The sequence below is a fragment of the Citrobacter sp. Cf072 genome (genome assembly GCF_030334485.1).
GTDB lineage: Bacteria > Pseudomonadota > Gammaproteobacteria > Enterobacterales > Enterobacteriaceae > Citrobacter > Citrobacter freundii.
The window spans coordinates 186,216-206,092 of sequence record NZ_JAOWDX010000047.1; the positions used below are offsets into that span (position 1 = coordinate 186,216).

The 19,877-nt window shown below is 53.2% G+C and carries 19 protein-coding genes and 1 tRNA gene; 10 read left to right on the forward strand and 10 right to left on the reverse strand.

Annotated elements, in window-relative coordinates:
- Positions 1-4: 4 nt before the first annotated feature.
- The 6 genes from OGX66_RS19610 to OGX66_RS19635 are packed head-to-tail and all read left to right on the forward strand — an operon-like array spanning position 5 to position 4,979.
- Positions 5-742 (forward strand): heme ABC transporter permease, encoded by a 738-nt coding sequence (locus OGX66_RS19610; RefSeq protein ID WP_286512125.1) that lies wholly within the window; start codon positions 5-7, stop codon positions 740-742.
- Positions 739-951 carry a heme exporter protein CcmD gene (gene ccmD / locus OGX66_RS19615; protein ID WP_003027536.1) on the forward strand — a complete coding sequence of 71 codons (213 nt, stop codon included), beginning with the start codon at positions 739-741 and terminating at the stop codon, positions 949-951. The genes OGX66_RS19610 and ccmD overlap by 4 nt, the downstream gene beginning before the upstream one ends.
- Positions 948-1,427 carry a cytochrome c maturation protein CcmE gene (gene ccmE, locus OGX66_RS19620; RefSeq protein WP_003834619.1) on the forward strand — a complete coding sequence of 160 codons (480 nt, stop codon included), beginning with the start codon at positions 948-950 and terminating at the stop codon, positions 1,425-1,427. Before ccmD ends, ccmE begins: the two co-directional genes overlap by 4 nt.
- Positions 1,424-3,379: a heme lyase CcmF/NrfE family subunit gene (locus OGX66_RS19625; protein WP_003839444.1), complete on the forward strand. Its 1,956-nt coding sequence runs from the start codon at positions 1,424-1,426 to the stop codon at positions 3,377-3,379. Before ccmE ends, OGX66_RS19625 begins: the two co-directional genes overlap by 4 nt.
- Positions 3,376-3,933 (forward strand): thiol:disulfide interchange protein DsbE, encoded by a 558-nt coding sequence (gene dsbE / locus OGX66_RS19630; RefSeq protein ID WP_003834613.1) that lies wholly within the window; start codon positions 3,376-3,378, stop codon positions 3,931-3,933. The genes OGX66_RS19625 and dsbE overlap by 4 nt, the downstream gene beginning before the upstream one ends.
- Positions 3,930-4,979 (forward strand): cytochrome c-type biogenesis protein CcmH, encoded by a 1,050-nt coding sequence (locus OGX66_RS19635; RefSeq protein ID WP_049002051.1) that lies wholly within the window; start codon positions 3,930-3,932, stop codon positions 4,977-4,979. The genes dsbE and OGX66_RS19635 overlap by 4 nt, the downstream gene beginning before the upstream one ends.
- A 101-nt stretch (positions 4,980-5,080) precedes the next feature.
- On the opposite strand, the gene narP is transcribed toward OGX66_RS19635, so the two are convergent.
- The 4 genes from narP to OGX66_RS19655 form a co-directional block, all read right to left on the reverse strand.
- Positions 5,081-5,728 carry a nitrate/nitrite response regulator protein NarP gene (narP, locus tag OGX66_RS19640; RefSeq protein WP_003027518.1) on the reverse strand — a complete coding sequence of 216 codons (648 nt, stop codon included), beginning with the start codon at positions 5,726-5,728 and terminating at the stop codon, positions 5,081-5,083.
- Positions 5,729-5,935: 207 nt separating this feature from the next.
- Positions 5,936-6,012, reverse strand: a tRNA-Pro gene (locus tag OGX66_RS19645).
- A gap of 74 nt (positions 6,013-6,086) precedes the next feature.
- Positions 6,087-7,847 (reverse strand): LPS biosynthesis-modulating metalloenzyme YejM, encoded by a 1,761-nt coding sequence (gene yejM / locus OGX66_RS19650; RefSeq protein WP_121540256.1) that lies wholly within the window; start codon positions 7,845-7,847, stop codon positions 6,087-6,089.
- A gap of 31 nt (positions 7,848-7,878) precedes the next feature.
- Entirely contained in the window at positions 7,879-8,106 is a 228-nt protein-coding gene (locus tag OGX66_RS19655) for a YejL family protein (RefSeq protein WP_003027506.1), read from the reverse strand.
- Positions 8,107-8,240: 134 nt separating this feature from the next.
- On the opposite strand from OGX66_RS19655, the gene yejK reads away from it, so the two are divergent.
- Positions 8,241-9,248 carry a nucleoid-associated protein YejK gene (gene yejK / locus OGX66_RS19660; RefSeq protein WP_003027504.1) on the forward strand — a complete coding sequence of 336 codons (1,008 nt, stop codon included), beginning with the start codon at positions 8,241-8,243 and terminating at the stop codon, positions 9,246-9,248.
- 120 nt (positions 9,249-9,368) lie between these two features.
- On the opposite strand, the gene rplY is transcribed toward yejK, so the two are convergent.
- Positions 9,369-9,653: a 50S ribosomal protein L25 gene (rplY, locus tag OGX66_RS19665; protein ID WP_003027502.1), complete on the reverse strand. Its 285-nt coding sequence runs from the start codon at positions 9,651-9,653 to the stop codon at positions 9,369-9,371.
- A 124-nt stretch (positions 9,654-9,777) separates the two neighbouring features.
- Positions 9,778-11,538, reverse strand: a complete 1,761-nt coding sequence (gene radD / locus OGX66_RS19670; protein ID WP_057101415.1) for a DNA repair helicase RadD — start codon at positions 11,536-11,538, stop codon at positions 9,778-9,780.
- Between the two features lie 150 nt (positions 11,539-11,688).
- Here radD and rsuA point away from each other — a divergent pair, with 150 nt between their 5' ends.
- The 3 genes from rsuA (at position 11,689) to OGX66_RS19685 (ending at position 14,280) form a co-directional block, all read left to right on the forward strand.
- The gene (rsuA, locus tag OGX66_RS19675; RefSeq protein ID WP_003027496.1) at positions 11,689-12,396 is read left to right on the forward strand and encodes a 16S rRNA pseudouridine(516) synthase RsuA; all 708 of its coding nucleotides are present in this window, start codon (positions 11,689-11,691) and stop codon (positions 12,394-12,396) included.
- Between the two features lie 15 nt (positions 12,397-12,411).
- Positions 12,412-13,602: a Bcr/CflA family multidrug efflux MFS transporter gene (locus OGX66_RS19680; protein ID WP_003027494.1), complete on the forward strand. Its 1,191-nt coding sequence runs from the start codon at positions 12,412-12,414 to the stop codon at positions 13,600-13,602.
- Between the two features lie 333 nt (positions 13,603-13,935).
- Complete coding sequence (locus OGX66_RS19685; RefSeq protein WP_085951589.1) at positions 13,936-14,280, forward strand: YejG family protein; 345 nt, start codon at positions 13,936-13,938, stop codon at positions 14,278-14,280.
- 3 nt (positions 14,281-14,283) lie between these two features.
- Here the strand turns inward: OGX66_RS19685 and yejF are convergent, their stop codons facing one another.
- From yejF to OGX66_RS19705, 4 genes are read right to left on the reverse strand one after another with little or no spacing between them, the layout of a single operon-like run.
- The gene (gene yejF / locus OGX66_RS19690; RefSeq protein WP_044701144.1) at positions 14,284-15,873 is read right to left on the reverse strand and encodes a microcin C ABC transporter ATP-binding protein YejF; all 1,590 of its coding nucleotides are present in this window, start codon (positions 15,871-15,873) and stop codon (positions 14,284-14,286) included.
- A gap of 1 nt (position 15,874) precedes the next feature.
- On the reverse strand, positions 15,875-16,900 hold the full coding sequence (locus OGX66_RS19695; protein ID WP_286512129.1) for an ABC transporter permease: 1,026 nt from the start codon (positions 16,898-16,900) through the stop codon (positions 15,875-15,877).
- The gene (locus tag OGX66_RS19700; RefSeq protein WP_003834575.1) at positions 16,900-17,994 is read right to left on the reverse strand and encodes a microcin C ABC transporter permease YejB; all 1,095 of its coding nucleotides are present in this window, start codon (positions 17,992-17,994) and stop codon (positions 16,900-16,902) included. Before OGX66_RS19700 ends, OGX66_RS19695 begins: the two co-directional genes overlap by 1 nt.
- On the reverse strand, positions 17,995-19,809 hold the full coding sequence (locus OGX66_RS19705) for an extracellular solute-binding protein (RefSeq protein WP_003027480.1): 1,815 nt from the start codon (positions 19,807-19,809) through the stop codon (positions 17,995-17,997). It lies immediately after the preceding gene.
- Positions 19,810-19,877 lie beyond the last annotated feature (68 nt).

Consider the following 19,877-nt stretch of genomic DNA (forward strand, 5'->3'; position numbering starts at 1 on the left):
AACTATGTGGAAAACACTTCATCAATTGGCGATGCCCCCTCGGCTCTATCAGATCTGTGGCTGGTTTATCCCGTGGCTGGCGATTGCCAGCGCGGTGGTACTGATAACGGGATGGGCCTGGGGCTTTGGTTTTGCCCCTGCAGACTATCAGCAGGGGCAGAGCTATCGCATTATTTATCTGCACGTTCCGGCGGCAATCTGGTCGATGGGCATTTACGCCTCGATGGCCGTTGCCGCGTTTATCGGCCTGGTCTGGCAGATGAAAATGGCCAATCTGGCGCTGGCTGCGATGGCGCCGATTGGTGCAGTGTTTACCTTTATTGCGCTGGTGACAGGTTCCGCATGGGGCAAACCGATGTGGGGAACCTGGTGGGTTTGGGATGCCCGACTCACCTCTGAACTGGTGCTGCTGTTTCTCTACGTTGGCGCCATTGCGCTGTGGCATGCCTTTGATGACCGCCGTCTGGCAGGTCGTGCCGCCGGTATTCTGGTGCTGATTGGCGTGGTCAACTTACCGATTATCCACTACTCGGTTGAGTGGTGGAATACGCTGCATCAGGGTTCTACCCGCATGCAGCAAAGCATCGATCCGGCGATGCGTACGCCGCTGCGTCTGGCGATCGTCGGCTACCTGTTACTGTTTGTCACGCTGGCGCTGATGCGCATGCGTAACCTGATTTTGATGATGGAAAAACGCCGCCCGTGGGTGAGCGAACTGATCTTAAAAAGAGGCCGCCAATGACCCCTGCATTTGCATCATGGAGTGATTTTTTCGCGATGGGCGGCTACGCCTTGTATGTCTGGCTTGCCGTAGCGATGAGCGTTATCCCGCTGGTGGTGCTGGTAGTGCATTCCACGTTACAGCATCGCGCAATTTTACGCGGTGTAGCGCAGCAGCGGGCGAGAGAAGCACGTATGCGTGCGGCGCAAGTGCAACGGGAGGCGGCGTGAATATTCGACGTAAAAATCGGTTATGGATAGCCTGTGCGGTACTGGCGGGTCTGGCTTTGACCATTACGCTAGTGCTTTATGCGCTGCGTTCCAATATTGACCTGTTCTATACGCCGGGAGAGATACTCTACGGTAAGCGCGAAACGCAGCAGATGCCTGAAGTCGGTCAGCGTCTGCGCGTGGGCGGTATGGTGATGCCCGGTAGCGTAAAGCGCGATCCGCAGTCATTAAAGGTGAATTTCAGCATCTATGACGCCGAAGGTGTGGTGGATGTAACCTATGAAGGTATTCTGCCGGATCTGTTCCGCGAAGGGCAGGGTGTTGTTGTTCAGGGCGAACTGGACGAGGGAAATCATGTACAGGCCAAAGAGGTTCTGGCCAAACATGATGAAAATTACACCCCGCCGGAAGTTGAAAAAGCGATGCAGGAAAACCATCGTCGTCCGGAAAGCGTGTATAAGGATAAAACGTCATGATGCCTGAAATTGGCAATGCGCTGTTGTGCCTTGCGCTAGGCGTGGCGTTACTGCTGTCGGTCTATCCGCTGTGGGGTGTAGCGCGCGGCGATGTACGGATGATGGCTTCCGCGCGGCCCTTTGCCTGGGTGTTGTTTATCTGTGTGATGGGCGCATTCCTGATTCTGGTCAACGCCTTCGTGGTTAATGACTTTACCGTCACCTACGTTGCCAGCAACTCCAATACCCAGCTTCCGGTCTGGTATCGGGTGGCAGCAACCTGGGGCGCGCATGAAGGCTCTCTGCTGCTGTGGGTACTGTTGATGAGCGGCTGGACGTTCGCCGTTGCGGCATTCAGCCAGCGTATGCCGCTGGACATCGTCGCCCGCGTGCTGGCGGTGATGGGGATGGTCAGCGTTGGCTTTCTGCTGTTTATTCTGTTTACCTCCAATCCATTTGCCCGTACGTTGCCCAACTTCCCTATTGAAGGGCGCGACCTGAACCCGCTGTTGCAGGATCCGGGGCTGATTTTCCATCCGCCGTTGCTGTACATGGGGTATGTCGGTTTCTCCGTGGCCTTTGCGTTTGCGATTGCCGCGTTGATGAGTGGCCGACTGGACAGTACCTTCGCCCGTTTTTCGCGTCCGTGGACGCTGGCGGCGTGGGTGTTCCTGACGCTGGGTATTGTGCTCGGTTCCGCCTGGGCCTATTACGAGCTGGGCTGGGGCGGCTGGTGGTTCTGGGATCCAGTTGAAAATGCCTCGTTTATGCCATGGCTGGTGGGAACGGCGCTGATGCACTCGTTGTCGGTCACCGAACAGCGTGCCAGCTTTAAAGCCTGGACGCTGCTGCTGTCAATCTGCGCATTCTCGCTTTGCCTGTTGGGGACTTTCCTGGTGCGCTCCGGCGTGCTGGTATCGGTGCATGCTTTTGCCTCCGATCCGTCGCGCGGGATGTTTATTCTGGCCTTTATGGTATTAGTGATTGGCGGCTCCCTGCTGCTGTTTGCGGTTCGCGGTCACAAGGTCCGCTCACGGGTAAATAACGCGCTGTGGTCGCGTGAATCTCTGCTGTTGGGCAACAACGTTCTGCTGATTGCCGCCATGCTGGTGGTGCTATTGGGTACGCTGCTGCCGTTGGTGCACAAACAGCTGGGGCTGGGCAGCATTTCGATTGGCGAGCCGTTCTTCAACACCATGTTTACCTGGCTGATGGCACCGTTCGCGCTGTTGCTGGGAATAGGGCCATTAGTGCGCTGGGGCCGTGACCGACCGCGTAAACTGAAAACGTTACTGATTATCGCGTTTGTCACCACGCTTGTTATGTCGCTGCTGCTGCCGTGGCTGTTTGAGGATCGCATTGCCGCTATGACGGTGGTGGGTCTGGCGATGGCATGCTGGATATTCGTGCTGGCGGTGTCCGAAGCGTTCCTGCGTGTTTCCCGCGGAACGAAGTTAACACCAAGCTATTGGGGCATGGTGTCGGGCCACGTTGGGCTGGCGATTACTATTGTCGGTATTGCCTTTAGCCAGAACTACAGTGTTGAACGCGATGTGCGCATGAAGGCAGGTGATAGCGTCAGTATCCATAACTATCAGTTCACGTTCCGCGAAGTGAAAGATATTACCGGACCTAACTACCGGGGCGGTGTCGCCATTATTGGCGTTACCCGAGATGGTAAACCAGAAGCCACGCTGCATGCGGAAAAACGCTTCTATAACAGCACCAGTTCGATGATGACTGAAGCGGCAATTGACGGCGGATTCACACGCGATCTGTACGCTGCGCTGGGTGAAGAACTGGATAACGGCGCATGGGCTGTGCGTCTGTACTACAAACCGTTTATTCGCTGGATTTGGGCCGGAGGATTGCTGATGGCGCTGGGCGGATTGTTCTGCCTGTTTGATCCACGCTATCGTCAGCGCACGCGTCCTCGTGCCGCGGTGCAAAAAAATGCGTCGGAGGCTGTATGAAGCGCAACGCACTGTTAATTCCGTTTATTATTTTTCTGATCATTGCGGCGGCGCTGCTGTGGCAGCTGGCGCGTAACGCTCAGGGGGACGATCCCACTAATCTGGAGTCGGCGCTGATCGGCAAACCCGTTCCGACATTCCGCCTGGAGTCGCTGGAAAATCCGGGTCAGCATTATCAGGCCGATGTGCTGACCCAGGGCAAACCGGTACTGCTGAACGTCTGGGCGACCTGGTGTCCGACCTGTCGCGCCGAACATCAGTACCTGAATCAGCTGTCTGCGCAGGGCGTGCGGGTAGTGGGTCTGAACTATAAAGACGATCGTCAGAAAGCCATTGTCTGGTTGAAGGAGCTGGGCAATCCTTACTCATTAAGCCTGTTTGACGGCGACGGTATGCTTGGTCTGGATCTTGGCGTGTACGGCGCGCCGGAGACGTTCCTGATCGACGGGAAAGGTATTATTCGCTATCGCCATGCCGGCGATTTGAATGCCAGGGTGTGGGAGAGCGAGATCAAACCGTTGTGGGATAAGTACAGTAAGGAGGCTGCGCAATGAGATTTTTACTGGGCCTGCTGATGCTGGTTATCTCGGGATCCGCCCTTGCGACCATCGATGTGATGCAGTTTAAGGATGAAGCGCAGGAGCAGCAGTTCCGTCAGCTTACCGAACAGTTGCGCTGTCCTAAATGTCAGAACAACAGTATTGCCGATTCTAACTCGATGATTGCCACCGACCTGCGTCAGAAAGTGTACGAACTGATGCAGGAAGGAAAAAGTCAGAAAGAGATTGTCGACTACATGGTGGCCCGCTACGGCAACTTCGTCACTTACGATCCGCCGTTGACGCCGCTTACTGTACTTTTGTGGGTGATGCCGGTGGTTGCGATTGGTCTGGGTGGCTGGATTATTTTCGCCCGTACTCGCCGACGTGTCCGGGTAAAACAGGAAGAGTTTCCTGATGACGTTATCCCGGATGGCAAACGCGGTGGGTTCGGGTTGTTTGTGCCCGGCATCGTGGTGGCGCTGGGGGTTGGCGCAGTGAGCTATTATGAAACCGGCAACTATAAGCAGGTTCAGGTCTGGCAACAGGCCACCGCTCAGGCTCCGGCGCTGCTGGAGCGGGCGTTGGATCCAAAAGCTGATCCGCTCAATGAAGAAGATATGACGCGTCTGGCGTTGGGTCTGCGCACTCGCTTACAAGCCGATCCTGCCAACGTTGAAGGTTGGATCATGCTTGGGCGCATTGGCATGGTACTTGGTAACGCCAGTACGGCCACTGAAGCCTATGCCAATGCTTATCGACTGGATCCGAAAAACAGCGATGCTGCGCTGGGCTATGCGGAAGCGCTGACCCGTTCTTCCGATCCTGATGATAACCGTCGGGGAGGGGAGCTGCTACGCCAGTTGGTACGCGGCGAACATGCCAACGTGCGGGTTCTCAGCATGTATGCGTTTAACGCTTTTGAACAGCAGCGCTTTGGCGAGGCGGTTGCGGCGTGGGAGATGATGCTGAAATTATTACCGGCCAATGATACCCGTCGGGCGGTGATAGAACGCAGCATTAAGCAGGCGATGGAGCAGCTAACGCCGCAGGAGAAGTAAGAGTGGAAGATGCCGGATGGCGACGCAAAGCGTCTTATCCGGCCTACTGATGCACGTGACTTGTAGGCCCGATAAGCGTAGCGCCATCGGGCAATATCTGATTACTGCATGCCGCGTGTTTGTAAAAATAGAATGGTGGCAGCTACACGAGAACGCACGTTGAGTTTGCGCAGCAGATTGCGAATATGCACCTTCACCGTCTGTTCAGAAATATTCAGCACTGATGCAATCTGTTTGTTCGACAGCCCCTGAGCAAGTTCATGTAACACATCCAGTTCGCGTTCGGTGAGAACGCTGAATGGGTCTTCCTGAGCGCCAAACAGGTCGCGCTCGCGCAAATATTCGCTGACGCGGGTACTAAAGGCTTTACCACCTTTGGCACCACTGCGAATAGCCTCCAGCAGGACTTCAGGATCGCTGTCTTTAAGCAAATAACCATCCGCGCCGGCATCAATTAGAGCGTACACATCGTTGGCGGCATCCGATACGGTAAGAATAATAATTTGCGCCGTGACGCCGTCCCGACGCAGCGCATTCAGGGTATCCAGTCCGCTCATCCCTTTCATATTGAGATCCAGTAGGATCACATCAAGGTCCAGGCGGTTTGCCAGGTCGATAGCGCTGGCGCCATCACCCGCTTCCGCGACTACGTTAAAGGCGGGATCAAGTTGCAATAATTGACTAATTCCTCGCCGCATCAGTGGGTGGTCGTCAACAATCAGCACCCGAAAAGGCGTTGCTTCAGGCATACTATTCTCCTGAGTTTTTATTAGTATCATTATTGTTTTCAGCGCATCAATCGTCCAGATTCATCACGCTGATGAGAGGATAAATTTTACCCCAATTTGTGCATGGGTAAGTAGTAAAACCTGTACTGAAAGCCGTAGTAATACTCAGGAATGATGAATCTCAGACATAAAAAAACCAACCCTAAGGTTGGTTTTTTTGGGGATTTTTGGTCGGCACGAGAGGATTTGAACCTCCGACCCCCGACACCCCATGACGGTGCGCTACCAGGCTGCGCTACGTGCCGACGCTATGGCTGCTAATACTACTGCTTTCCGCTACGAATGCAAGAGCATGTCTCGCTAACTGATTTATAATTAATCAGTTAGCAATAAATCGCTTCTCATCCGTCAGAACCTGTAACAGCAGACTTAGCTGCGGTTTCTGATCTTTTATTTTCTCGCCGCGCAAATTATAGGTCTGATAATTACCGTTGTTGTTCAGCACCAGCGTCATCTCGGGTGTGGTAACGGCCATCGTGCTGCCGTCAGCGGCAGTAACCCAGTAATGGCGGCGAGTTGCATTGAACAGATCCTGCCCCTGTGAGTATTCGTTAGCAGGTGTACTGACGTGCAGTAGGCGCTGCATCAGCGTTGTCATCAGGTCCGTATGATCGGTCAGACTATTGATGCGCTGTGCTGGCGTTCCCGGCCAGTGAATAACCAGAGGAACCTGCAGATGGCCTCGCGACCAGGCAAAGCTGTTCTCTTCCTGCGTCAGCGGCACGCCCCGACCAGCGGTAATAATCACCACCGTGTTGTTCAGTTTGCCGGAGTCGCGCAGGGCGCTAATAACGCGGTTGATGTTGGCATCCACATCCTGAGCGGCGCTGGCATAGCGTTTGGCAAAATTCTTCTGGTTACTCTCATCAAGGTTGGTCCCGTTAAAGGAGACCCACGAGAACCAGCGGTTATCTTCCTGCGCGTAGCGTCCCAGCCAGTTAATCCACTGGCTTGCGGTTTGGTCGTCAGATTGCGTCTGCACGCTTGGCATGGAGAAATCTGACAGCAGCGCCTGGCGATAAAGCGGGCTGGTAAAGCCATCCGAAGAGAATAGCCCTAACTGATAGCCCTGCTGGTTCAGCGCGGAAATCAACGCCGCAGGCGTTCGGGTCGATAAAATCCCATCCATGTAGCTTGGTGAGACGCCGTAAAACAGGCCAAAAATCCCGTTATCCGTGGTGTTGCCAGTGCTCATGTGACGCGTAAAGGAGATATTCTGCCCGGCGAATTCAGCCAGCGCAGGCATCTGCTTTTCAAAGCGTGAATAGTTCAGGCCGTCGACGGTGATCAGCAGGACGTTCTGGCCGGTGCCCATATCGCGATAGCGCAGTTCGCTCAGCGGGTACTGCACGGAAACTGCTTCCGGATTCCCCTGCTCGATCAGGCGACGCTGATACTCTTGCGCATCCAGCAGACCATGTTTTTCCAGGAACTTACGCGCCGTCATCGGGTAGGAGAGCGGCAGATTCGCGCGCTGCATGGTAATCGGGCGATAGAAATTGGCATCCGCCCAGATATACACCACGTGCGAGGCGATAAAGCAAATGAAGAAGAATGCGGCTAACGGTTTGGCGAAGTGGCGACGACGCGTCAGGCTACGCAGCTTTTGCCAACTCCAGGTCGCAAACAGCATTTCAATTAACAGAATCACTGGCACGCTGATAAACATCAGTTGCCAGTCACGCGCCGCTTCATTCTGGTCAGGGTTGATGACCAGTTCCCAGACGATCGGGTTGAGGTGCAAATGGAAGCGGGTGAAAACTTCGCTGTCGATTAGCAACAGCGTCATGCCCACCGTCGCCAGAATAGCTGATAAGAATCGCATCAGCCTCTGGGACATGACGATAAACGTCAGGGGAAACAGGATTAGCAGATAGGTGGCAAACACCAAAAAACTAAAATGTCCGACCAGGCTTACATAGGAATAAATACGACCTGCAAGCGTTGTCGGCCAGTCGGCGACAAACAGGTAACGGCTACCGAGTACCACGGCCAACAGAATGTTGAACAAGGCAAACCAGTGCCCCCAGCTAACCATCTGGGAGACTTTCTCACGGTAGCGCTGACGATGAGTTACCATAAACTGTTGTTCGTTTCCCCGGAGCAGGCTCTTAATGCGCTTGGTCGTCGTTTACCGAAGACTGTAATGCGCGGGCAAAAGAGTTGGCAATCGCCTGGCGCTGGGCCGGTGCGATGCTTGTATTGATAAGGTTAGTCACCATATTTCCCAGTACCATCAGGGAAAGGTCGGTCGGCGCCTTATGTTTTTCCAGTACGTTGAGCATCTCATTCAGCAGTTGTTCAACGTGTTCGTCACTATAGCGGGAAATTTGTGGCATAAATCGAAATCAGTCTGTTCATGAAAGGGCAACATATTACCGTACAGACAGTTTTTTTTCTGCTTTTTTATCTTCTATTGCGTCACTGCCCGGCAGGTGGTTGAATACCGCCCGGTCTAAAAGGAGAGTTTATCATGAGTCTGGATATCAACCAGATTGCCCTGCACCAGCTTATCAAACGTGACGAGCAGAACCTTGAGCTGGTCTTGCGCGATTCATTACTGGAACCGACAGCGACGGTTGTCGATATGATGGCTGAGCTGCATCGGGTATATAGCGCCAAGAATAAAGCTTATGGCCTGTTTAGCGAAGAGAGTGAACTGGCACAAACGCTGCGTTTACAGCGTCAGGGCGAAGAGGATTTTCTGGCATTTAGTCGTGCCGCGACCGGACGCTTGCGGGACGAGCTGGCGAAATATCCTTTTGCCGACGGCGGCATTGTCCTGTTCTGCCATTACCGCTATCTGGCGGTAGAGTATCTGTTGGTCGCCGTGCTGAACAATTTAAGCAGCATGCGCGTCAATGAAAATCTGGATATCAATCCGACGCACTATCTGGACATCAATCATGCGGATATCGTGGCGCGTATTGATTTAACCGAATGGGAAACCAATCCGGAGTCCACGCGCTATCTGACGTTCCTGAAAGGGCGGGTAGGGCGCAAAGTCGCCGATTTCTTTATGGATTTCCTCGGTGCCAGCGAAGGTCTGAATGCCAAAGCGCAAAACCGTGGCCTGCTGCAGGCGGTCGATGACTTTACTGCCGAGGCGCAGCTCGATAAAGCTGAACGCCAGAACGTGCGTCAGCAGGTGTACAGCTACTGCAACGAACAGCTACAAGCCGGTGAAGAGATCGAGCTGGAGTCGCTGTCCAAAGAGCTTTCCGGCGTCAGTGAAGTTAGCTTCAGCGAATTTACCGCTGATAAAGGCTACGAGCTGGAAGAGAGCTTCCCGGCAGATCGCAGTACGCTGCGTCAGTTAACCAAATTTGCCGGAAGCGGCGGTGGGTTAACCATCAACTTCGACGCCATGCTACTGGGTGAACGTATTTTCTGGGATCCGGCTACAGATACTTTGACCATCAAAGGTACGCCGCCGAACCTGCGCGACCAGCTGCAGCGTCGCACGTCGGGCGGGAAATAAAACCGTTTGCCGGGTGAGAGCGTAAACGCCTTATCCGGTCGACGAGAACCATCAGTATCGATTACAAAATCCCATAAAAAAACCCCGCCTTGGCGGGGTTTTTCTTCAACTTGTTTGCGATTACGCGCGAACGAAGTCGATGTGAGACAGCTTCGGCTTGAACGGGTGACGCTGTACAGCCTGAGCTTTAACTTTAACTTCTTTACCGTCAACAACGATGGTCAGAACTTCGCTGTAGAATTCAGCTTTAGCTTGCATGTTCATAACTGCATCGTGATCCAGTTCGATAGCAATCGGGGCTTCTGCGCCACCGTAGATGATTGCCGGGAACTTGTTAGCGGCACGCAGGCGGCGGCTCGCACCCTTACCCTGCTCTTTACGTACTTCAGCGTTGATAGTAAACATTTAAATCTCTCTTTAATAATTCCTGCTACAGGCGACCCAGCAACAGGTAAGTGATCTGCTTTGCGTATGCAAAAGCGGGCGAGATTCTATACTCAAACGGCTGGTACATCAATCAAAAGTACGATTAACCGCGTAATTCATGTGCCCGACGAAAGCGTCCTTCATAATCGAAGACCTTTTCACGGACCTGCCAGTACTGACCTTTCATGCGCGCGACCACGAAATCAGGATGACGTAACAGCGCCTGCTGGGCGAGGATATCGGCGGCGGTTATCCAGCGTAAGGGAATGCCGGGCGTTCGGGTGTGCGGGCGAATAAACAGTTGCTCGAAGGCCGTTCGCTGCGCGGGAGTATGCAGGCGAAAGCGTTCGCTGACGTCGGCGCCATCTTCATCGTAATAGGTAATTTTCAGCCATTCGCCTTTTTCATCCTGCCCATTTTGTAGCGCCATCCCGCTGCAGCGCAGGACCAGCGCATCTTTAAGCCTGAGCGCGGCTTTCAGCATGTCATCCGGGTCAACCAGTACTGCGTCGCACTCCCGACAACGGCGGGCGGCGATGTCATTTTCCGCGTTGCACTGCGGGCAGTTTTTAAAACGGAAACGAAAATCGCACTGTTCGCGATGGCCGTCATCATCTTCAAACCATCCCTGACAGCGGCGGCCAAAGTGCTCAATCAGCGTGCCGTCGGCCGTTGTTTTGCCCCAGAAGGTGTTGGCAAAGCCGCAGGCAGGACAGAACACCTGTACCGGAACGTTGTCGCTTTTCCCTTTCGGCGCACCAACTTCCGGCGCGTACAGGTCGTGCGGGTTACCAGCGTAATCGAGGATCAGACAGTCGGTTTTACCCGGCGCCAGGCGCAGCCCACGACCGACAATTTGTTGGTAAAGGCTAACTGACTCGGTCGGGCGAAGAATGGCGATAAGGTCGACGTGCGGGGCATCGAAGCCAGTGGTCAGGACCGACACATTCACCAGATAGCGAAAACGTTGGGCTTTGAACTCTTCAATCAGCACGTCGCGTTCGGCGCCAGGCGTGTCTCCGGTGATAAGTGCGGCGTCGTCAGCAGGCAGCAGACCCAGAATTTCTTTGGCGTGTTCAACTGTGGCGGCGAAAATCATCACCCCTTTACGCGTCTGGGCAAACTCGACAATCTGGCTGATGATATGCGGCGTTATTCGCTGCTGCTTTTTCAGTTCCTGATTCAGGTCCGCTTCGCTAAACAGGCCGTTACTTTGTGCCTGCAGGCGGCTGAAGTCATATTGCACTACCGGCATGTCGAGGCGTTCTGGCGGTGTCAGGTAGCCGTGTTTAATCATGTAGCGCAGCGGTAATTCATAAATGCAGTCGCGAAACAGTGCTTTTTCGTCGCCGCGCACCATTCCGTGATAATGAAAATGATAAATCCAGCCTTTGCCCAAACGAAAAGGTGTGGCGGTAAGTCCGAGCAGGCGTAAGAGAGGATTTACTTTGGTCAGGTGAGTGAGGATTTGCTGATACTGACTCTCTTCATCATCGCCAATGCGATGGCATTCATCGACGATAAGCAGGGAGAATTCTCCCTGAAAGGCGTCCAGATTACGCGCTACCGACTGTACGCTGCCAAATACCACTTTCCCGTGGCTCTCTTTACGCTTCAGGCCAGCGGCAAAAATATCGGCTTCCAGCCCCAGCGCACAATATTTCGCATGGTTTTGTGCGACCAGTTCTTTGACGTGCGCCAGTACCAGTACGCGACCACGCGCCACGCGGGCCAGCTCGGCAATCACCAGACTTTTGCCCGCGCCGGTTGGCAGGACGATAACCGCCGGGGTGCGGTGGTGGCGAAAATGGTTGAGCGTGGCGTCCACGGCTTCTTTTTGGTACGGGCGAAGAGTAAAAATCATGGGCTCACTAAAATAAACAATAACAAGGAGTAGTATGCCATGAATCATTTCTCTTGAGGGATGGTATAACGCCGCTATACTGGGCGGATAACGGTCCCACTTTTCGGGCGTAAACCCGATTCTCGTATTTTTACAGGCAAAATCACACACATGCGACTTGATAAATTTATCGCTCAGCAACTCGGCGTCAGCCGCGCTATTGCCGGGCGTGAGATCCGTGCTAACCGCGTTACCGTCGACGGTGAAATCGTCAGAAATAGCGCTTTTAAGCTGCTGCCAGAACACGACGTAGAATATGACGGTAATTCCCTGGTTCAACAAAATGGCCCGCGCTATTTTATGCTGAATAAGCCTCAGGGTTATGTTTGCTCAACGGATGATCCCGATCACCCGACGGTGCTCTATTTCCTTGATGAACCGGTTGCCTACAAACTGCATGCGGCAGGGCGTCTGGATATCGACACCACTGGACTGGTGCTGATGACCGATGACGGACAGTGGTCGCATCGCATCACCTCTCCTCGTCACCATTGTGAGAAAACCTATCTGGTGACGCTGGAGTCGCCAGTGGCAGATGATACCGCCGAACAGTTTGCCCATGGTGTACAGTTGCACAATGAGAAAGACCTGACCAAACCGGCCGTGCTGGAAGTGATTACGCCAACTCAGGTGCGTTTGACCATCAGCGAAGGGCGCTATCATCAGGTTAAACGTATGTTTGCCGCGGTGGGTAACCACGTTGTGGAACTGCACCGTGAACGGATTGGTGACATCAGGCTTGATGAGGATCTGGCGCCGGGTGAATACCGTCCTTTGACTGAAGAAGAAATCGCCAGCGTTAACTTAACCCCGCGTTAATTTCAGGAGCTAAATGTGACCACCCGGCAGAACTCGTCAATTGCCATTGTCTTTATCCTTGGCTTGTTAGCCATGTTGATGCCGTTGTCGATTGATATGTATCTTCCGGCGCTGCCTGTTATCTCTGAACAGTTTGGTGTGCCAGCAGGTAGCGCGCAGATGACCCTCAGTACCTATATTCTGGGGTTCGCAGTGGGGCAACTGTTCTACGGGCCAATGGCAGACAGCCTTGGACGCAAGCCAGTGATCCTGGGCGGGACGCTGGTGTTTGCGGCGGCGGCTGTGGCCTGCGCACTGGCGCAAACCATCGATCAACTGATCGTGATGCGTTTCTTCCACGGCCTGGCTGCTGCTGCAGCGAGCGTGGTTATCAACGCCCTGATGCGTGATATCTATCCGAAAGAAGAGTTTTCGCGCATGATGTCATTCGTCATGCTGGTCACGACAATTGCGCCATTAATGGCACCGATTATCGGTGGCTGGGTGCTGGTATGGCTGAGCTGGCACTATATCTTTTGGATCCTCGCCATGGCGGCTATTCTGGCGTCAGTGATGATCCTTACACTGATCAAAGAGACTCTGCCGGTAGAGCGTCGCCAGCCGTTTCGCCTGCGTACTACTATTGGCAACTTTGCCTCGCTGTTTCGTCATAAACGTGTGCTGAGCTATATGCTGGCCAGCGGATTCAGTTTTGCCGGGATGTTCTCGTTTTTGAGCGCCGGACCCTTTGTCTACATTGAGATCAACCACGTTTCACCGCAACATTTCGGTTATTACTTCGCACTGAACATCGTATTCCTGTTCGTGATGACTATCATCAACAGCCGCTTTGTGCGTCGGGTTGGGGCATTGAATATGTTCCGTACCGGTCTGTGGATCCAGTTCGTGATGGCAGGCTGGATGGTCTTTAGCACACTGTTTGGGTTGGGGTTCTGGGCCCTGGTCGTGGGCGTTGCGGCGTTTGTTGGCTGTGTGTCGATGGTGTCATCTAACGCTATGGCGGTTATTCTGGATGAATTTCCACATATGGCGGGAACGGCGTCATCGCTGGCAGGGACATTCCGCTTCGGCATTGGTGCCATCGTTGGGGCGCTGTTGTCTCTGGCGACCTTTAACTCGGCCTGGCCAATGATATGGTCGATCGCATTTTGCGCTACCTGTTCAATTCTCTTCTGTCTTTACGCCAGTCGCGCCCAAAAACGGTGATCTATTACACATCCTGGGGGCCATAAGGCCTCCAGAGTTGATATACATCAACCGCAAATCTATCAGTTCCCCTGGTTATGTTTATTTTATGTAAAATCAATTTATGTAAAAAGTCACATCATTGTAGTTAAAAAGGTTGAGTTAGATCGCAGAAACGAGTACATATAGCCCGGAAATATGCCGGAACCATTGAATAATTTTAATTACCTGGTTCGGAAAGCGGCATAAAGACAGGGTGTAAACGTTTACCAACTGTCTGAAGACGTATTGTCAATGATGTGTTAATATTGATGTAAAATAATTGTGAAGTGATTGTGCTTCCAGGGAAAGAAAGTGATGACATTACAACTCTCAATCGTTCATCGTCTGCCGCAGAGCTATCGTTGGTCGGTGGGTTTCGCAGGTTCAAAGGTTGAACCGATTCCGCAAAACGGTCAGAGCAATGAGAACAGTCTGGTGGCGCTCAAATTGCTCAGCCCTGATGGTGACAGCGCATGGTCAGTCATGCATAAGCTCAGCCAGGCCCTCAGCGACATTGAGGTTCCTTGTTCCGTACTGGAATGCGAAGGGGAGCCGTGCCTGTTTGTGAATCGCCAGGATGAATTTGCCGCGACCTGCAGACTGAAAAACTTCGGCGTGGCCATCGCAGAGCCGTTTTCAAATAACAATCCGTTTTGAGCGTCAGCTTAGCGCAAGCAGCTGACGCGTATAGGCTTGCTGTGGCGCGTTAAATACGTGCTCGCATTGCCCTTGCTCCACGACCTCTCCCTGACGTAGCACAATAACCTGATGGCATAACGCGCGTACTACGTGCAAATCATGGCTGATAAAAATATAAGCCAGCCGATGCTTTTCCTGTAAGGACTTTAATAACGTCAGGATTTGCGCCTGTACGGTTCTGTCTAGCGATGATGTTGGCTCATCCAGGATAATCAAGGAAGGTTTGAGAATCAATGCTCTGGCGATGGCAATACGTTGACGCTGACCGCCGGAAAACTCAGCCGGGTAACGATGCCGCGTTTCGCTATCCAGTCCCACTTCCGTCATCACCGCTTTCACCTGCGCCTCGCGTTGTTCGGCTGACAGGGTTGGCTGATGAACGCGTAACCCCTCCTCGATAATCTGTAGCACGCTCAGGCGTGGGTTAAGCGAGGAGTTGGGATCCTGAAATACCACCTGAATACGGTGACGGACCGGCAACAGCTGGCGACGATTTAAGGTATGCAGCGCCTGACCATCGAACACAATACTTCCCTGTGAGGAGATTAACCTCAGGAGCGCCAGTCCGGTAGTGCTTTTCCCCGACCCAGACTCACCTACCAACCCCAGCGTTTCACCGGGCCGCAGAGAGAAACTGATATTGTTAACCACGACGTTGTGGTCCACCACACGCTTCAGGATACCTTTGCGGATGGGGAAGGCGACGTGCAGTTTTTCCACTTCCAGCAGCGGGGCTTGTCCGGCCGGTAAAGGTACCGGGTCGCCGGAAGGTTCACTGTTTAGCAATTTCTGCGTGTAGGGATGCGTGGGCGCAGTGAGCAACTGTGCTGCTTTATTTTGCTCAACGCACTGACCGTTTTGCATGACCGCCACGGTATCGGCCAGCTTTTTCACAATGCTGAGGTTGTGGGTGATGAACAGTAATCCCATGTTCAGCTCGCGCTGTAGTTCCCTCAGCAGTTGCAGGATCTGTGCCTGAACGGAAACGTCCAGCGCGGTAGTCGGTTCATCGGCAATCAGCAGCTCCGGTCGTGTTAGCAATGCCATGGCGATCATCACGCGCTGGCGTTCCCCGCCGGACAGTTGGTGCGGGTAGTCTGCGAGACGTTTGGCCGCCTGACGGATGCCAACGCGATCCAGACAGGTCAGGATTTCTGCTCGCGCGGCCTCCCGACGCATTCCCCTATGCAGCGACAGCACTTCATAAAGCTGTTTTTCCAGATTGTGAAGCGGGTTCAGTGACACCATTGGTTCCTGGAAAATCATGGCGATTTTATTCCCCCGCACGCCGCGAAGCGTTTGCTCATCGGCGTGAAGTAATGATTCACCATGAAAACGGATGTCGCCGGAAAGGTAGACGACCGGAGGGGAGGGCAATAACCGTAAAATAGATAGCGCGGTCACGCTTTTACCTGAGCCGGACTCACCCACCAGCGCCAGCGTTTGTCCGGCATCAACGCGCAGTGACAGACTGTTGACCACGGTGCGCACGGTCTCTTGTTGACGAAAACCTACCGATAAATTGTCAATAGCTAACAGAGGTTGTGTCATCTTAAATCGCCTTGTTGGGATCGAACGCGTCGCGTACCGCTTCACCAATAAAGATCAGAAGCGATAAGAGCAGGGCAACGGAGATGAACGCGGTGATGCCAAGCCACGGCGCCTGCAGGTTGTTTTTACCCTGTAACAGAAGTTCTCCGAGCGATGGCGAGCCAAGCGGTAAGCCAAACCCAAGAAAATCCAGCGAGGTTAGAGTGGTTATCGAGGCGCACAAAATAAACGGTAAAAAGGTCAGAGCGGCAACCATCGCATTGGGTAGCATATGGCGCAGAATAATACTGCTATCGCTCACGCCGAGCGCCTGAGCGGCACGAATATAATCAAAGTTTCGGGTACGTAAAAACTCCGCGCGCACCACGCCAACCAGGCTCATCCAGCCAAACAGCACGGTAATACCCAGCAGCCACCAGAAGTTAGGCTGGACAACGCTCGACAGTAGAATGATGAGAAACAGCGTTGGCATACCGGACCAAACTTCAATGAATCGTTGCCCCCACAGGTCCACCTTGCCGCCATAATAGCCCTGTATTGCGCCAGCCATAATGCCCATCACGCTCGAACATAGGGTGAGCATTAAGCCAAATAAGACAGAAATACGTGTGCCGTAGAGGATCCGTGCCAGTACATCACCGCCGTTGGCGTCTGTTCCCAGCCAGTTTTGTGCAGAAGGCGGGGAAGGGAAGGGCTTATCGGTGGCAAAGTTAATGCTGGTGGCCCCAAAGCGTATTGGTGCCCACAGGATCCAGCCCTGGTTTTCCAGGCGCTGCTGTAGCCACGGATCCTGATAATCAGCCCGGGTCGCCAGCGGTCCGCCGAAGTCGCTTTCACTGTTGTTTTTGAACAGGGGGAAATACCAGCTATTGTCGTAGCGCACCAGTAACGGCTTATCATTGGCAATCAGCTCTGAACACAGACTAAGACCGAACAGCACCAGAAAAATCCACAGCGACCAGTAGCCGCGACGGTTGTGGCGAAAGCGCGCCCAGCGGGCCTGATTGACGGGGCTTAATCGCGACATTAGCGTCCCTCAAAATCAATACGGGGATCGACCAGCGTATAGCTGATGTCGCTGAGGATATTCAGCAGCAGACCGATCAGGGTAAAGATATAGAGTGTGCCAAACATTACCGGGTAGTCGCGTGATACGGTGGATTCATACCCCAGTAGTCCCAGACCGTTAAGCGAGAACATCACTTCAATCAGCAGCGAACCGGTAAAAAACATGCTGATAAACGTCGCCGGGAAGCCGGCGATCACCAGCAACATGGCATTGCGAAACACATGTTTCCACAGAATATTTTTCTCGCTGACTCCTTTAGCGCGTGCGGTGACGACATACTGTTTGCGCACCTCATCCAGAAATGAGTTCTTGGTCAGCATAGTCAGCGCGGCAAACCCACCAACTACCGTCGCCAGCACCGGCAGGGTAATGTGCCAAAGGTAGTCGGTCACTTTCTGATACCAGGGCAGGGAGTCAAAATTGGCGGAAACCAGCCCGCGCAGCGGGAACAGGTCGTAGTAGCTGCCCCCGGCAAAAAAGACGATCAGCAAAATGGCAAACAGAAAGGCCGGAATGGCATAGCCAATAATAATAAATGCGCTACTCCAGACATCAAACCGGCTGCCATTGTGAACCGCTTTGCGGATCCCAAGCGGTATCGACACCAGATAGATGATGAGCGTACTCCATAGGCCCAGCGTAACGGAAACCGGCAGGCTGTCTTTGATAAGCGTCAGCACAGAGGCGCTACGAAACAGGCTGTCGCCGAAATCGAAACGAATATAGTCCCAAAGCATTTTGAAATAACGCTCATGAATGGGCTTATCGAACCCGTAGCGCCGAGTGATTTCCGCGATAACTTCCGGGTCCAGACCCCGGCCGCCGCGATAATTACTGTCGCTGATGTTACCAACGCCAGTTTGCGCATGGCTGGCGCGAACGCCTTCGCTACCCGCGCCAGGTAATGCCCCGCTTTGCCCGAACTCAATGGCGGCGACGGCCTGTTCAACCGGACCGCCGGGGGCAATTTGCACGATAAAAAAGTTGATGGTGATGATGGCCCAAAGCGTTGGGATCACCAGCAGCAGACGTCGAATCAGATAAGCGCCCATCTATTCTCCCTGCCGTCTGGCTGCGGGCAGTTTCGCCGCTTTGTTGACGTCATACCACCAGTTGTCGAGGCCAATGGTATAAATTGGGCGAATAGCCGGATGCGAAAATTTGTCCCACCAGGCGATACGATCCTCGGCCATAAACCACATCGGCAACATGTAGTAATTCCAGGTTAAAACTCTGTCCAGTGCCCGGCCGAGTGGGATCAGTTTGGCTTTATCACCTTGCGCGGCAATGATTTGACCGATCAGCTTATCGATAACAGGGCTTTGCACACCGGGGGCGTTATAGCTGGAGTCAATATATTGAGAAGCCCACAGAATTTGCAGGTCTGAACTCGGCCACGGCATTGCGCGATACAACCTTGGCATCATGTCATAGTCGCGACTGCGTAAGCGGTTGGTGATTTGTGAGTTATCAACCTGGCGGATGTTCATGGTAATGCCTAAGCGTTGCAGGTTGTGCTGGAACGGCAACACCCACTGACTGTTGCTGCCCGCCGGGAGCAATAGTTCAAAGCTCAGAGGTTTACCGCTGACGCTGTTTACGCGCTGCTGCCCCTTGAGTACCCATCCGGCTTGTTCCAGTAAGGTATCGGCTTTCAGCAAGTTCTCACGATCGTAGCCATCGCCTTTTGATTTTGGCGGCTGATAGATTTGGCTGAAGACCTCAGGAGGGAGATCTTTTTTCAAGGGCGCGAGAATCACCAGTTCATCTGCATCGGGGTATTTTGTCGCAGCATATTCGGTATTCTGAAAATAGCTGTTGGTCCGGCTCCAGGCGTTATAGAACAGGGCTTTATTCATCCATTCAAAATCAAAGGCCAGCGTGATGGCTTCCCGCACCCGTCGGTCACTGAACACCGGACGCTGAATATTAAAGGCCAGCCAGCGCGTATCCTGGGCGGATTCATTTTTTTGTTCATCTTTGATGATGTAATGATTCGCAAAATTTTTCCCGGTATAACGCGTCGCCCAGTTTTTGGCATCATTTTCAAGACGCAGATCAAACGCACCGGCCTTAAACGCTTCAAAGGCGACGTTATCATCCAGATAATAGTCGTAGCGGATGGTATCGAAGTTCCAGCGTCCACGATTGACGGGGAGATTAGCGGCCCAATAATCTTTGACGCGCGAATAGACAATATACTGGCCCATCTTCCATTTGGTAATGCGATAAGGGCCGCTGGCGAGCGGTGGCGAGGATAAGGGATCGCTGAGCTTATGATCTTTCCAGTACTTCTCTGGCATCACGGGTAATGAAAACAGGCTGAGCATGTCCTCTTTACCCGGTTTGGCTAATTCAATGCGTACGGTTAATGGCGCGATGGCTTTTACCGTTGTTCCCTTGTAGACCAGACGAAACTGCGGCACGCCTTCAGTCATAAATTTGTGGAAGGTGAATGCGACGTCGCGGGCGGTAATGGGTGATCCATCGTGAAAACGCGCTCGTGGATTAATGGCAATTTCTACCCAGGAATAGTCGTCAGCATAGCGTGCGCTGTCGGCAATGAGCGGGTAATAGCTACCAGGTTCATCGTCAGAGGTCGTAAACAGCGTATCGTAAAGCGTTTCGGTACGTGCGCCGGGATTACCTCGCATTGCATAGCGGTTAAAGTTGTCAAATGTGCCAATGGCGGAGAGGGTGATTTGACCACCTTTAGGGGCTGCGGGATTAACATAATCGAAGTGATTAAAGTTAAACGCGTACTTCGGTTCACCCAGCACGGCAAAAGCATAGCTTTCTTTGATGGACTGCGCCTCGGCGCTAAACCCGATGAGGGCGATAAACAGCAGCAATACGCGAGGGATCATGTAAAAGCGATTTCCTTTTCCTGCCACAACCCGACGGGCATCATGCCTGAAAGATAAGGGATGTAGCG

What these genes read in the sequence shown, in the direction of transcription:
- rplY (WP_003027502.1), bottom strand. Translation starts at nt 9,653, where the DNA reads ATGTTTACTATCAACGCTGAAGTACGTAAAGAGCAGGGTAAGGGTGCG.
- narP (WP_003027518.1), bottom strand. Translation starts at nt 5,728, where the DNA reads ATGCCTGAAGCAACGCCTTTTCGGGTGCTGATTGTTGACGACCACCCA.
- OGX66_RS19610 (WP_286512125.1), top strand. Translation starts at nt 5, where the DNA reads ATGTGGAAAACACTTCATCAATTGGCGATGCCCCCTCGGCTCTATCAG.
- OGX66_RS19655 (WP_003027506.1), bottom strand. Translation starts at nt 8,106, where the DNA reads ATGCCACAAATTTCCCGCTATAGTGACGAACACGTTGAACAACTGCTG.
- yejM (WP_121540256.1), bottom strand. Translation starts at nt 7,847, where the DNA reads ATGGTAACTCATCGTCAGCGCTACCGTGAGAAAGTCTCCCAGATGGTT.
- OGX66_RS19695 (WP_286512129.1), bottom strand. Translation starts at nt 16,900, where the DNA reads ATGTCGCGATTAAGCCCCGTCAATCAGGCCCGCTGGGCGCGCTTTCGC.
- OGX66_RS19700 (WP_003834575.1), bottom strand. Translation starts at nt 17,994, where the DNA reads ATGGGCGCTTATCTGATTCGACGTCTGCTGCTGGTGATCCCAACGCTT.
- yejF (WP_044701144.1), bottom strand. Translation starts at nt 15,873, where the DNA reads ATGACACAACCTCTGTTAGCTATTGACAATTTATCGGTAGGTTTTCGT.
- OGX66_RS19625 (WP_003839444.1), top strand. Translation starts at nt 1,424, where the DNA reads ATGATGCCTGAAATTGGCAATGCGCTGTTGTGCCTTGCGCTAGGCGTG.
- OGX66_RS19705 (WP_003027480.1), bottom strand. Translation starts at nt 19,809, where the DNA reads ATGATCCCTCGCGTATTGCTGCTGTTTATCGCCCTCATCGGGTTTAGC.
- yejK (WP_003027504.1), top strand. Translation starts at nt 8,241, where the DNA reads ATGAGTCTGGATATCAACCAGATTGCCCTGCACCAGCTTATCAAACGT.
- dsbE (WP_003834613.1), top strand. Translation starts at nt 3,376, where the DNA reads ATGAAGCGCAACGCACTGTTAATTCCGTTTATTATTTTTCTGATCATT.
- OGX66_RS19635 (WP_049002051.1), top strand. Translation starts at nt 3,930, where the DNA reads ATGAGATTTTTACTGGGCCTGCTGATGCTGGTTATCTCGGGATCCGCC.
- radD (WP_057101415.1), bottom strand. Translation starts at nt 11,538, where the DNA reads ATGATTTTTACTCTTCGCCCGTACCAAAAAGAAGCCGTGGACGCCACG.
- rsuA (WP_003027496.1), top strand. Translation starts at nt 11,689, where the DNA reads ATGCGACTTGATAAATTTATCGCTCAGCAACTCGGCGTCAGCCGCGCT.
- ccmD (WP_003027536.1), top strand. Translation starts at nt 739, where the DNA reads ATGACCCCTGCATTTGCATCATGGAGTGATTTTTTCGCGATGGGCGGC.